Origin of the sequence: Novilysobacter selenitireducens (assembly GCF_020026895.1) — a bacterium.
GTDB lineage: Bacteria > Pseudomonadota > Gammaproteobacteria > Xanthomonadales > Xanthomonadaceae > Lysobacter_C > Lysobacter_C selenitireducens.
On sequence record NZ_JAINZW010000001.1, the window covers coordinates 533,499 to 547,270 of the forward strand.

At 60.6% G+C, this 13,772-nt stretch carries 6 protein-coding genes; all 6 read left to right on the forward strand.

The window, feature by feature from the left end; genetic code table 11:
* Nucleotides 1-5 precede the first annotated feature (5 nt).
* Genes K6753_RS02420 through K6753_RS02445 form a run of 6 tightly spaced genes read left to right on the forward strand, consistent with a single transcriptional unit; the run spans nt 6 to nt 13,755 of the window.
* Nucleotides 6-827, forward strand: a complete 822-nt coding sequence (locus K6753_RS02420; RefSeq protein WP_223674579.1) for an ABC transporter ATP-binding protein — start codon at nt 6-8, stop codon at nt 825-827.
* A gap of 11 nt (nt 828-838) precedes the next feature.
* Entirely contained in the window at nt 839-2,158 is a 1,320-nt protein-coding gene (locus K6753_RS02425) for a glycosyltransferase (protein WP_223674580.1), read from the forward strand.
* Nucleotides 2,155-4,254 carry a glycosyltransferase family 2 protein gene (locus tag K6753_RS02430; RefSeq protein WP_223674581.1) on the forward strand — a complete coding sequence of 700 codons (2,100 nt, stop codon included), beginning with the start codon at nt 2,155-2,157 and terminating at the stop codon, nt 4,252-4,254. The genes K6753_RS02425 and K6753_RS02430 overlap by 4 nt, the downstream gene beginning before the upstream one ends.
* An 11-nt stretch (nt 4,255-4,265) precedes the next feature.
* Entirely contained in the window at nt 4,266-5,699 is a 1,434-nt protein-coding gene (locus K6753_RS02435; protein ID WP_223674582.1) for a class I SAM-dependent methyltransferase, read from the forward strand.
* Nucleotides 5,699-10,864, forward strand: a complete 5,166-nt coding sequence (locus tag K6753_RS02440) for a glycosyltransferase (RefSeq protein WP_223674583.1) — start codon at nt 5,699-5,701, stop codon at nt 10,862-10,864. The genes K6753_RS02435 and K6753_RS02440 overlap by 1 nt, the downstream gene beginning before the upstream one ends.
* 2 nt (nt 10,865-10,866) lie before the next feature.
* Nucleotides 10,867-13,755: an acyltransferase family protein gene (locus K6753_RS02445; RefSeq protein WP_223674584.1), complete on the forward strand. Its 2,889-nt coding sequence runs from the start codon at nt 10,867-10,869 to the stop codon at nt 13,753-13,755.
* Nucleotides 13,756-13,772: the final 17 nt, after the last annotated feature.

Below are 13,772 nucleotides of genomic sequence, written 5' to 3' on the forward strand. Positions count from 1 at the left end.
GCAAAATGGCTGCTTCTATTAAAGTGACCGGGGCGACAGTCCAAGTCCCATATTACGTCCAACCCGAGCAGAAGCGCGGGGGGTGGCTGGCCACCTTGGTCAATGCAGCTGCGGCCGTTCCCAAGCGTCAATTCGCCACGCTATTGCAGGACATAACATTTGAAGCCAACGAGGGTGACCGCATCGCATTGGTAGGCCGTAATGGCGCGGGCAAGACCACGCTGCTGAGAGCATTGACGGGTGCATTTCGACCGACTCAGGGGGCGGTCGCCGTCACAGGCTCCCGCCAAGCATTGCTCAACATGAGTATTGGGTTCAACCCCGAGGCAACCCTCGTCGAGAACATCTTTCTCCGCGCGACCGCAATGGGGATTCCAGCGGTGCAGGTCAGGGAATTGGTTGATCCGATTCTGGACTTTGCTGAACTGCGAGATGTAGCGAGCAGACGACTCCTGACTCTCTCGTCAGGCCAAAAGATGCGACTCGGATTCGCTATAGCGACCTCCGTACGCAGCGATATCATGTTGCTGGACGAGTGGTTTGGAACCGGCGACATCTATTTTGTGAAGAAGGCGCGCGCTCGGCTTACGGATCATGTCGAGGGCAGCAAGATCGTTGTGGTGGCAAGCCATAATCAGACCCTCACCAAGCGTCTGTGCAACAAGGGCTTGGTCCTTGATCAAGGACAGATCGCCTTTTACGGCCCGCTGGATGCGGCAGTGCGCGAGTACGAGAAGCTGAACTCAATCCGCCAACGAGGCGCCTCCGTTGCAGAGCGCGCTACCCGCGCTGCAACGAGTGCCGGATCTAATCAGCACGCGACGTGAGTGGCTCGAGTATGAGGGCACCGCTTGCAGGTCGTCGTGCCCTGCGGATTCTGTTGGTCGCCTATGAGTATCCGCCAAGCCCGTCGCCGCAATCTTTGCGCTGGATGTATCTGACGCAGGAGCTTTCGGGACTGGGACATGACATCCACGTGCTGACGCCGGAGATCGGGATGCCCGCCTCAGGTCTGGCGGTGCCGGAGCGCGTGCGCGTATGGCGCACGTTTGCCGGTCCACTTAGGGGTGGGCTGGCGTGGCTTGCTAATCGGAAAAAGATGGAGACAGGGAGGCCCACCCAAGGGTCTGACTCGAGGGGCGCAGCCGCTTCTCGCGGCTCGGCAATCAACCCCAGTCTCAATTGGAAGGGAAAACTACTGGCGTGCCTGCAAAGTTCGATGGAATACCTGCTATTTCCCGATGCCAGGGGTGAGTGGAAGTGCTCAGCCACCAAAGGTCTGTCGCGCGTTCTGAAGGAAGTAGAGCCCGATGTTGTAATTAGCTCGCACGAACCTGCGACATCCATTGAGCTGGGTCTGCTGGCAAAGAGGCGCGGCTTCAAATGGATCGCCGATCTCGGTGATCCGATAGTGGCGCAGTACACGCCACCACGTTGGATTAAACGCAGCAGGAATCTGGAGGGCGCCACCGCTCGCTCCGCAGACGGCATAGTTGTTACCACTGATAATGCTGCGGCGTGCCTGCGTCAGAGATACGACCTGCCGCCGGCAAGAGTGGAAGTGATAACGCAGGGGTTCGATCACCGCCTGGCCCCAGGACCACCACTGAAGCGCCCGAGTCACGGTGCACCATGGGAGCTGCTCTATACGGGCAGCTTTTACTCTTTCCGGCGGGCTGAGGAGCTGATAAATGCTGTCCTTGCTTCGGGAGATGTACGGCTCAACATCGCCTCCATGAGCGTGCCGGAGTATGTAAAGGCTGCAGCGGCGGAGCGACCGAGCTCTATTCGCCTGCTAGGTTTTCTCAAGCATAGTGACGCCCTCCGTTGGCAGAGGTACTGCCACGTCCTGATTAACATCAGCAACGGGGGAGATTCGCAAGTGCCCGGAAAGTTCTACGAATATCTCGGGGCCCAGCGGCCGATTCTGCATATCGGAGAGGCCGGGCGTGACCTCGTTGCCAAAGAGATCGAGCGGATGAGCTTGGGCTGGGTCGTGTGCAACGAGACCCGCGACATCATGCAGTTGCTCTCAGACCTGGGCTCGCGAGTAGAGGAATACACGTTACAAGCTCCAGGTCGATCGCAATTCTCCGAGCGCAGCTGGGCAGCGCTCGCACAGGCGTATGAAAATGTGATTCGGGGTGTCGTGCAATGAGCGAAAGGCAAAAGGGGAATCACCCCGAGGGGCGCGACAATACGGCAGCCGGTTTGGTCGCTCCCCAAGAACAGTCGCTGATCCAGCTGCAAAAGGCCGTGCATGTTCTGCAGAGAGAGCTGGAAGCAGCGCGCTCGGAAAACGAGGGTCTGAAGTCGAGCACATCCTGGCGGGTAACAGCACCGCTCCGTGCGATTAAAGCCGCTTTGAAGCGTAGCCGGGGCTCGGTGGATTCTCTCCAGGCTAGGTCCAGTCTGGTGCTTGCTGAAGTCCCGCCTGAAATCAGGCGCTACCACGCTGCTCCACCCGAAGAGTCCAACGAGCTATTTTCGCTTGTGGATGCCTCGTATGCGATGCGGCCACTTTTGGATGTTGCCAATGCACGACGACCGGGTTCGGAAGCTCCACGAATTGCATTCGTCGGCAGCGACCAACTGGCGCATGAACTTCAATTCGACTCTCTAGTTTCGAGAATCACCGAGCGCAACTGGCGCGACGACTTGCAGCAGGGTGAGGTTGATTATTTGCTCGTCGAGACCGTATGGGACGCGGGCGAGAGTGGCTGGTCTACGGCCTTGGTGCGGGAAGGTCGTGGTACAGATGAAGTCCGGGGGCTGCTCGAGTACTGCGCGAGACTGAAGATTCCAACTGTTGTTTGGTTCAGGGAAGTTGTTGCGAATTACGAGCAGTTTGCATGGCTTGGTGCCTTCGCTAACGTACTGTATGCGGTGGATGATGATCTGTTGGCGCGACTGAAGGTCGACTACGCCGATAGACCATGCGCTCTTCTGCCGGGCTTCATTCAGCCGGCGCTCCACAATCCCGTACGGAGTCAGGCTTTATTACGGGCTGTCGGGGCGGGTCCGAGCCGCGCGATTTACGACGGCTGGTGGGACGTTTCAACTAGGCGAGTAGATTGGTCGGTACTCACCGGTATTGCTCCCAATGTACAAATCTGTGAAAGCCAGTGGGAGTTTGGTGGCGTCCGTATTCGGGATCACGAGCCCTCGGCGTCCAGGACCATTGGCTGTGTGGATGAATTAGCCAAGAGCGCATTGCTGAAAGTCTCCTCCCTGGAACTGTTCATTGACGGGGGCTTGCGGACTGATTGGCAGCGCAACCAGGCAATGATGCGCGCAGCCGCCGGCGGTGCCGCAGTGGTAGACAGCAATGCTTCCGGTTCGATCAAGCCGGGCAGCGGGTTTGGTAGATCGGGAGAGTGTGCAGCAACGTTTGCGTCTGCAGTGCAGGGGAGCGAACTCATGCGCTCGACATTAGTCCACCGCCGCCGCCGCGAACTGTTGTCCGGCCACTGCCTGGCCGATCGACTGGATCAAATCTCGCTAGATCTTGGAATTGGGCGGGGGCGGTTGGCCCCTGCTCCCTCGATAGCAATGGTTCTCGTCACGATGCGCCCGCAACTTCTGAGCGGCTGTATCGAGCGGTTCCGTGCGGATCTCTATCAGAACCGTGAACTCGTGATCGTGCTCCATGGTGACCACGATCTCGCGGCAGCGAGGGCGCTCGTGCTCCCGGAAGAGCGCATAAGCATGGTTTCCATGCCTTCCCACCACAGCTTGGGGGAATGCCTGAACGCAGGCATTGCACTCAGTGAATCGGACTACTGGACCAAGGTCGATGACGACGATCTATATGGCCCCAATTACTTGACAGATATAATGCTCGCGCGCCGCTATATGGATTTCGATGTGGCGGGAAAGCCACCCATGTTTGCGTATCTGGAAAGCACCGATGAGCTGTTCTGGGATCCGGTTTGGGCGAGTCATGCGCATCTCTGGCACGCCGCGGCGGAGTCGACCGCGGCCTTGGTAGCGGGTGGCACGATAACGGCCCGTAGGGACGTGTCTGAAAGTATTCCGTTCTCGAGCCTTCGGCGTGGTGGATCCGACAGCGATTTCATTCGGCGTTGCTATGACGCTGGCATCGGCGTGCTTGCTCTGGACGGTTTCAATTTCGCTCGCTATCGGAGCCGGCAGGAAGGGTTCCACACGTGGTCTATGAATGAAGGCGAAGTTCGTAATCGTGCTATCGCGCTTGGTAACCGCAGCGCCGTGGCGACTGCCGTAAACATTTGAAGGCTGTAATCATGAAGGCAATTGGAATTCCTCGGTGGATGCCAGTGCTCACCCCCAAGCGGGTCGCAGCAGGCGTGCTCCTCCTAGTGGCTATCTGCGCAGCAGTTTACGGAGTGGCAAGTGAGGACATCAGGTGGTTTGCGGCGTCGCTTGTATTGTTGGCGCTTGTAGTTGTTGGCATCGCTGCCGGTACGTATCGCAGGGTGGGTTATCACATTCATATGGCCGCGGATGCAGCCATGGAAGCACGACGGGCTAGCGACGCCTTACAACAGATGGCAACCGCCCAGAGCGAGCTGGCAACGATGTTGCGTCGAGGGGGCGTTCATGACTTGCGGACGCTCGTGCTGGGGTCTTTCCGTGAGCTCTTGGATGCGCAGGAATCAACTGCACGAAATTCAGCGTTGCTCGCCGAGAGAGTCGATGGGTCACTCCAGCATGCGACTAAGCTGGAGGCGCTGGTCCAGGCTGTCGAGGCTCGGCTTGCAAGTGTCGGTGCTTCGACGCAATCAATTGTCACGGAACTGACTGAGCACTTGACGACTCGCGATGCGGAGAACTCAAGTGAAGCGCGCCGCTTGTTCGAAGAGCTGCTTTCGACGCAGTGCCGTCTCCACTCTGGGTTGGAGGAGCAGCTTCAGTCGACCAGACAAGAGGTTTTGGGCCACTCGCGTGGACTGGCGAGCGCGGCAGGCAAGCACGATGTACTTGCCAATAACGTTGTCGAGCTGGGAAATCAGCTCAAGTTGTTCCATGGCGAAGTTGTGCCGCCGATACGGAAGATTGAGCGCGAGATCGTCGGGCAGCACCTGAGGTACGAGGTCCTCAATGACGCATTGGCGATGGAGGACGTTCGCAAGAGATTCGATCAACGCGCAGCTGCTCCCCTGATGTCGGGCTGGTCACTCGAACCGTCCACATTGCTGCGCCTGCTCGAGTTCGTTGAGCGCGTGTCACCTAGACTCGTTGTCGAGTGTGGAAGTGGGGTTTCTACCGTCTGGCTTGCTTACGCCATGGGGAAGTACGGCGGAAGGGTGATCGCTCTGGAGCACCATGCGGATTTCGCTGCCGAAACCCGAGCAGAGCTTGCGCGGCATGGCCTGAGCGAGGTCGCTGATGTGCGCCACGCCCCGCTGGAGTCGTTTGACCTGCAGGGAGGGGCGTTTCAGTGGTATGCACGCGAAGCGTGGGAGGGGTTGCGTGAAGTTGAACTACTGCTCGTAGACGGCCCTCCGAAGGCGACCGGGCCGCTCGCCAGATATCCGGCGCTTCCGCTCCTTGCAGGATCGCTGGCAAGCAATGCGACGATTGTCTTGGATGACATGCACAGGCCCGAGGAGCGCGAAGCCCTCGAGCGCTGGATTGATGCGTTCCCCCAGATATCAAAGGATCACTTGATGTGGGGTGAGCGAACGGTTGCGCTTGGATGGTCTGGGACACAGTGATGGGTCCACTGGAGAGAGCCAAGGCAATGCGAGCAGTTTCCGCAGGTCCCGCGCAGTCCGAGTCCCGGGCACCGGAGGAGAGTACGGGTCTGGGCTTCCAGCGCCTGCCGCGCCGGAAAGGTCGCTACGCGGACAGCCTGAGGACATACCTCAAGATTGCGGCGCAGTTGCCGGATGATCGTGTACTTGATCGACTGGTGTTGCGCACGTCGTCGAGGCGCGCAATCGATCTGCTTGCGCTCAGGGCGACGCATGGGCGGATGAGGCTGTCCGAAGTGCTGGAACACGTCTCGGTGCGTGGCACTACCCTGAAGACTATTGCCCAGGTATCGGGTGGAATTGTCGATCCCGTTCACCTCGTACGGCTTGCGCGCGCGCTCGCGCTTCAAGCCCACGAGGAAGCCGATGCAGACCAAGCACTGTCCATTATGCACTGGGTATATACCCAGGCCGGTGCCGAGGCGTTCCACTCTGATCACGCACGTCTGTACCAGAACCTCTCATTTGCGGCGGGCGAATACGCCACCGCGAAGGATCTTGCACGGAGCCTGAAACTGACGCGCGTCGATCGTCGAATGGCGCTTGCGGACCTTCACAACCCTTATGGTTCCGTGCCGTCTGCGGATGAGCCGACTTGGCGGATGCACTTCAGCGAAGTCTTCGAAAAGTCCGGAGTGGCTGCTCCAGTCCATTTGCACGACGGGGCATTGGCACCCTTCGACCGATTGGCAGCCGCCCCGGTCTCGGCCGTGGATCAAGGCCCCCTGGTAACGGTGATTGTGACGACATGGTGCCCCGACCAGGGCCTTGTCACGGCCGTGCGCTCGCTACTGCAGCAGTCTTGGAGGCCGTTGGAAATCCTGATCGTAGACGACGCCTCGCCTGTGGAGTTCACACCTCTACTGGAGGAGGTCTGCGCCCAAGACCCGCGCATACGTCTGATCAGGATGCCTGTCAACGGAGGCACCTATCTCGCGCGGAATGCGGGCCTGCGGGAGGCGCGAGGCGACTTCGTCACGGGGCAGGATTCAGACGACTGGAGCCACCCGAGACGAATCGAGCTGCAGGTCAGGAAGTTGCTGAAGAACGCGCATCTGGTATCCACCACCAGTCATGCCGTCAGATGCGATCCTACGCTGGTTTTCAATGCCCCCGGCATGATGGCGGTGCGAGAGAACGCATCGTCCCTGATGTTCAGGCGAACTCCGGTGCTCGAACGGCTGGGTGGTTACGATGACACCCGAAAAGGTGGTGACACCGAATTCATGTTGCGCATGGCGCGCGCCTTCGGCGAGCGCAGCCATCGCGTCCTGGGCCAGTACCTGGCGCTAATCCGCACCTCCCGGGCATCGTTGTCCAGTTCCGAGTTCAGGCCAGGGTGGCGGCATCCATCGCGGTCCGCCTATCGGCGAGCCTATGAATTCTGGCATTCCCGCTGCTGGGGCGAGCCTGAACTCTTGCGTCTCCAGGGCTCGGGCGCACGCGCGTTCCCGATTCCGGCGCGATTCCAGATTGCGTCGCAGTCCACCGAGGACGCCTTTGTGGCCACCCACGACGTGGTCTTTGGAGATGACCTACGAGGAGTTGGCAACCTTTCACATTTGCGGGCACTGCTGGACGAGGTGAATGTTGCGGTCTCCCGGGGATTTCGGGTGGGCCTGCTGCACCTGAGATCACTTCGCGACATGTCGATCGAACCGATCGACCGCTACTGGGAGCCACTCTCTCGACTCATTCACGATGGGGTGGTGGCCGAAGTACTGGCCACCGACAGCGATCACGTGGGACGGCTGGTCATCCGTCGGCCGGAAGTCGTGATGTTTCTTGGACCCGGCCGGATGCAACTTCGGGCCAAGACGATCCGCGTCATAGCCGAAGAGCCCGTCGTCAATAGCGATGGACGGGTCTGGTATGACCCCGCGGCGTGTCAGCGCAATTTGAAGGACGCCTTCGGCGTGGCGGCCATGTGGCGCGCCAGCGCCATTGCGCGCCCCGGTGTGGCGGCCGTGCTGGGCGAGGGATGCCTGTATGCGCGTGACCACGAGCCCACGGTTCATGCGGTTTCCTGGAGAGCTCCAGCGCGCCTGTTGGAAGGCCGCCGGCCCGTCATAGGGCGCATTTTGCAGGGGCTGCCCGGCGAACTGCCAGAACGTGTGGAAGACCTCCTGGCCGCTTACCCTCCCGATGGAAAACTGCCCGTCCGATTCCTGGGAAGCGAGGAGCAGCTTGCCGCAATTCTTCGAGGGCGGGAGCTCCCGCGCAGTTGGTCCTTCTACGACCCAGCCACCACGGACCCAGAGTTGTTCCTGGCAGGCTGCGACTTCTATGTGCACTACAACAGCGAGCCGTCCGCCGCACCGGATGCGCTGCACGCATTACGCGCAATGGCCAGCGGCTGCGTTGTGCTCATGCCTCCGGGTCAGGCCCAGCATCTTGAAGGCTCGGTGGTCGCGGCGGACATCGACGACGTAGTCCATGTCATCGCGCGGTTCGCCCGAGATTCCGGTGCATTCATCGATCAAGTTGTACGGGGCAGGCGCTACCTGTCAGCGCGCATGGATTGGCTTGAAGCTGCGGCCACTGCTCCGAAGAGGCGCGCGAACCCAAGCGTCCAGCCGAGCAGCGCGTTCCAGTTGCCAGCGCGCGGTACCGCCGTTCTCATCGACCATGCACGTCGCGCGCTTCGCGGTGCTGACGGCCACAGTCTCAGCAAGGACACGGAACGCCTAGACGCGACGATCCTGCGCACCGGATCTGAAAATGGCCGCGAACTGCTGGCATGGCTCGCTTCACGGGGCGAACTGTCATTGTCGGAGATCAAGCGCCATGCGGAGGCGTTCCGGTCTGGGGCCCGCAAGCATGCCGCGCGTTCCGCGCTGGGGGGGCTGGATCCAGCTTTCGCGATACGCCTTGCACGAATTCTGGTGCTCCAAAGCCTGCGTCCTGATGACCGCCTCAACGGGTTGTCGATTTTCGAAGCGGTCGTGGATACGCATGGCGCGGCGGTAGTGCCGCGCAAGTGGGGCCGACTTCTTTTTGACACGGCTGTCGGTCTCGGACGCTTCGGGCTGGCGGCAGCGTGGCTGAAGTCGCTCGATTTCCACAGCCAGGACCGCCTCCTCGCTGCAATCGACTTGCAGCATCCGGACGTCCTCGGTGCCGACGAACCGCAGTGGCTGGGTGCCTTCAACGAGCTGTTCGTTCGCTGGGGCCTTGAGGGGATGGGTTTGCTGCCACCGGCTGTGAACCGCACTCGATTCGATCGTATCGTTTTCGATTCTGTGGAGCCTTCCGTGCGCACTTCAGAGGCGCTTGTCTCCGTCGTCGTCACCGCATGGCGGCCGAATGAGGCGCTCATCTCTTCCCTGAGGTCGATAGTTGCGCAGAGCTGGACCAACGTGGAAATCATCGTCGTCGACGATGCGTCGCCACCAGGCTACATGTCCATCTTCGATCAATGCCGGCAGCTTGATCCGCGGATCCGCATCATCCACCAGGCGGTCAACCAGGGAACCTACGTCGCGCGCAACGCGGCGATGGACGTAGCGTCAGGTGACTTCATCACGTTCCAGGATTCGGACGACTACAGTCATCCTCGACGCATCGAGCTGCAGGCGTTGAAGCTTCTGGATGATGCGTCGTTGATGGCTACGCGTAGTTCAGCGGTTCGGATCGATTCCCGTGCGGTGCTCGCTCAACCGGGTAGTGCGTCGATTCAGGGCAATGCATCGTCGCTTATGATCCGCCGCCGCCCGGTGCTCGAGCGCGTCGGCTTCTTCGACAGCGTGCGAAAGGCCGCGGATACAGAGTATGCGTTGAGAATCGCTGCGGCGTTCGACGTTCCGACACTTGAGCTGGAGCCAAAACAGCCCCTCGCACTCGTGCGGGTGGAGAGCAATTCGCTGTCCAGGGCTGAGTTCCGGCCCGGATGGCGGCATCCGGCACGAAGTGCCTACCGAGAGGCCTACGAACTCTGGCATCAGGAAATACGAGCGGGGAGTGCGTCCGCGTTTCTTGGCTCCGAGGTCGGGGCCAGGAGATTTCCCGCCCCCTCGCGCTTCAGCGTAGATCGTACGATCTCGCCCGAGCCATTCGATGTGGTGTTCTGTGGGGACTGGCGACAGTTCGGCGGCCCGCAGAAATCCATGTTTGAGGAGATTCAGGCACTCCACGATGAAGGCAAGCGGATTGCCGTTTGCCAGATGGAGGCGTTCAGGTTCATGGGAAAGGAGAAGCTTCCTCTCTGTGAACCTGTCCGCCGTTTGATCCACGAAGGTGTCGTGACGCAGCTGAACACCAGCGACGATGTTGCGGTGAGTCTGGTAATACTTCGCTACCCGCCCATCTTGCAGTTTTCCGAAGCGGGGCGCTGCAAGTGGAGAATCACGAGGGCGGTGCTGGTCGCAAATCAGGCGCCCAGCGAAATGGATGGTAGCGACGTTCGCTACAACGTTACGGACTGCATTGCCAATGCACGTCAGTTGCTTGGCATCGATCCCGTCTGGGCGCCACAAGGGCCGCATGTACGCGCGGCGCTCGAGCCTCTGCTGCCGTCTTCCCTGCTTGATCCGTCCGACATGCCTGGCATCCTCCGCCTTGAGGATTGGCAGTGCACGCGTGCCAGGATCACTGGCAGCCGGCCGGTCATAGGGCGCTACTCCCGTGACCACGCTCTGAAGTTCCCTGAACGTGCAGAGGACTTGCTGGCGGCATATCCGGAGACGGACGACATCGATGTTCGTATCATGGGCGGGCTGAAGACGTGCCCGGCGATCCTCGACGGACACATACCCGCGAATTGGGCGCTGAGTGCGTATGGCTCCCAGGACGTCAAGGACTTCCTGGACGGACTCGACTTCTTCGTCTACTTCGATAACGAAAATATCGTCGAGGCGTTCGGCAGGTCGATCCTTGAAGCGATCGCCAGTGGATGCCTGGTAATCCTGCCAGACAAGTTCAAGGCAGTGTTCGGGGTCGGTGCGACGTACTGTGAGCCCGGCGAAGTAGCGGCGCTTGTGCGCTCGCTACACGCAGACCCCGAGGAATACGAACGGCGTCGCCAGCAGGCGATGGATCATGTGCGTAGTCACTTCAGCCACGAGTCGTATGTATCCCGCGTCCAGGCGTTGTTGGGCGCCGGCCACCAATCCGAACAGGTTCAATAGGCATGGGAAGTACATCGGTTGCGTCACGTTCAGCCGTTTCCGGGTTGGCAGGCGGCGGTTTCAGGTTCGAGATCCAGGCGCTTCGCGCCATTGCAGTCCTTGCGGTGCTCGTCTTCCACATTTGGCCCGACGCCCTGCCAGGCGGCTATGTGGGCGTCGACGTCTTCTTTGTCATTTCGGGCTACCTCATCACCGGGATCCTCTTTCGGGACCTCCAGGCGTTGGGTCGGATCTCGATCGGCGAGTTCTACGTGCGTCGTATCAGGCGACTGCTGCCGGCAGCGGCGCTGGTGCTGGTCGTCGTGGCGTTCCTGCTGCCGCTCCTGCCGCAGACGCGGTGGGAAGACACCACCGGGGGGATCGTCGCCAGTGCCCTTTACGTGCAGAACTGGTGGCTGGCGGCGCAGGCAGTGGACTACCTTGCGGCCGAGTCGGCACCCAGCCCCGTAATGCATTTCTGGTCGCTGTCGGTGGAGGAGCAGTACTACATCTTCTGGCCGCTGGTGCTGCTGCTTGTCGGCGCACTCCCGTCCAAGTGGTTGAAGCGGCCGGGTCAGGTGTTTGCCGGGCTGACGTTGCTCGTCGTGCTCGCATCGTTGGCCTACTCCGTGTGGCTGACGTACGAGAACCCTGGCGTCGCCTACTTTTCGACGCTGACGCGTGCGTGGGAGCTGGGCATCGGTGGTCTTCTCGCAGTCACCGTGCGCTGGCAGTCGCTGTCGGGTATGGCGCGGGTTGGCTTGGGCTGGCTCGGTCTTGCCATGATCGGCGCCGCGCTGGTGACCTTCGACAAGACCACGCCGTTTCCCGGCTACACCGCGCTACTGCCCGTGCTTGGCACGGCAATGGTCCTGGCGGCCCGGGATTCGGCGCATCCACTGGCCTCGTACCGGCTCCTGCGGCTGAGGCCGTTGCAGTACCTGGGCGATATCTCCTACTCGCTGTACCTGTGGCACTGGCCCGTCATCATCTTCTACACGGCCGTTGCGGGACGCGCGCCGGGGCTCGTGGACGGCGTTGCCCTCCTTGCGGTCTCGTGCGCCTTGGCGCACCAATCCAAGCACCTCGTGGAGGACACGTTCCGCCATGGGGCCCCGGGCGGGGGGCGGGTCGTGCGTGCGTCCGCCATCGCGGCAGGTTGTATTGCTGTTACGGTCGCCGCCGCTTGGGCCGCACCGAAGGCTTGGCTGAGCGATGATGCAATCGCATCGCCGGACGTACTAGCGAACTCCGCGCCTGTCTCCAAGAATCCCGGTGCTGCAGTACTAATCGACGGCAAAGTGGTCAAGCAGGCACCCCTGCTTCCTGCACCTGACGCTGCCGTCGCAGATGTCCCCGCACCTTATCGCAGCCGCTGCATGTCCCGCGGGAATAACACTTCCGTCAAAGTCTGCTCGTATGGCAACAAGGATTCTGATACGCGTGTGGTCCTCGTAGGTGATACCTACGCGGCCCAGTGGCAGCCAGCTCTTGATGAGGTGGGGCGCCTGAACGAGTGGGATGTGCGCGTAGTCGTCAAAACCGGTTGTGCGCTGGGCGACGTGACGCCGCTTGATGCAAAAGGAAACGTGTTCGATGCATGCGTGAGGTGGCGCTCGGACATGGCTGCGAAGCTGATTGAATGGAAGCCGGATCTCGTGCTTATAGCGCAGGCGCCTACCAACAAGATTCTGGAGGCATCGAGTGGGAAGGACCGAGCCGAGAAGCTCGGGAAGGGCATTGCCTCGTTTGTTAGCACAATGGCGGAGGCGGACATACCGACGGCGCTCATACGGAGCACGCCTACCATTGATAGGGAATGTCTCGCCGCAGCTACGATCAGGACGTGCGCGCGGCCCCGGAGCCGGGCTGTGCGGAAGTTGGATCCGATACTGTTCGCATCAGGCGATCGGGACAGCAGTATGCTCCTGGACTTGACGGATGCGATCTGTACTTCGCAGGAGTGCGGCGCAGTGGTCGGCAATGTGGTGGTCTACCGGGGAGCTGCGCACTTGACCGCCACGTACTCGCGAACGCTGTCGCCGAGCTTCGGACGGGCGCTCGAATCAACAGGTGCGCTACAGCAAGTGAAGATTCCTAGCGCGGACTCCCTCCCTGCTCCCTCAGATCTGCCGCAGCGCGCCACCGCGGCAAAGAGGGACAACCCCGACCTGTATGCCGACGGCTGTCATGCAGATCAGGTTTCGGCGGAGCCAACGTTCTGCACTTATGGCACTCCGGGTTCCGATGTTCGAATTGTGCTCGTAGGTGATTCCCACGCCGCACAGTGGCTCCCGCCCCTGCAGGAGATCGCTGCTAGAAAAGATTGGGAGCTGCTCAGCTTCACGAAGTCAGCATGCGCGTTTTCCGACACAGTTGTTCAAGTTGGTGGGCGTGAGTACAAGTCGTGTACCGAATGGAACGAAAATCTGATGTCCAAGCTCGCTGAGCTGGGTCCTTCAGTAGTGGTTACCAGTCAGTCTAGGGGGCACCGGGCCTTTGGGCACGAAGAGTCAGAGGCCAGCCAAGCGGCCCTCGCCAAAGGGTTGCAAAGCCGTTGGGCTGAGCTGCGGAGGATGGGTAACTCGGTAGTTGTGATCGCCGATACACCTTGGATGAAAAAGGACGTGCCTGACTGTCTTAGCTCCCCGCGAGCGGACATACAGGCATGCAATACGCCGCTTGAAGTCGCAGTACGCTCGCCAGATTCAATACTGGCGGCCGCGCGGCGGTCACCCGATGTAAAGCTCGTCACGCTTAACGAACTTATATGCAGTGACGGGATTTGCCCCGCCATGAAGGACGATATGATTCTTTGGCGCGACCGCCATCATCTGACCGCCAGTTACGCACGGGGATTCGTTCCCCGTATCGAACCCGTGGTCAGTGCCGCTGCGAGCAGTAGAAATTGAACACAGGTAAAGGAATC

Coding starts and splice junctions, on each gene's coding strand:
- K6753_RS02430 (WP_223674581.1), top strand. CDS start 2,155: ATGAGCGAAAGGCAAAAGGGGAATCACCCCGAGGGGCGCGACAATACG.
- K6753_RS02435 (WP_223674582.1), top strand. CDS start 4,266: ATGAAGGCAATTGGAATTCCTCGGTGGATGCCAGTGCTCACCCCCAAG.
- K6753_RS02420 (WP_223674579.1), top strand. CDS start 6: ATGGCTGCTTCTATTAAAGTGACCGGGGCGACAGTCCAAGTCCCATAT.
- K6753_RS02440 (WP_223674583.1), top strand. CDS start 5,699: ATGGGTCCACTGGAGAGAGCCAAGGCAATGCGAGCAGTTTCCGCAGGT.
- K6753_RS02445 (WP_223674584.1), top strand. CDS start 10,867: ATGGGAAGTACATCGGTTGCGTCACGTTCAGCCGTTTCCGGGTTGGCA.
- K6753_RS02425 (WP_223674580.1), top strand. CDS start 839: ATGAGGGCACCGCTTGCAGGTCGTCGTGCCCTGCGGATTCTGTTGGTC.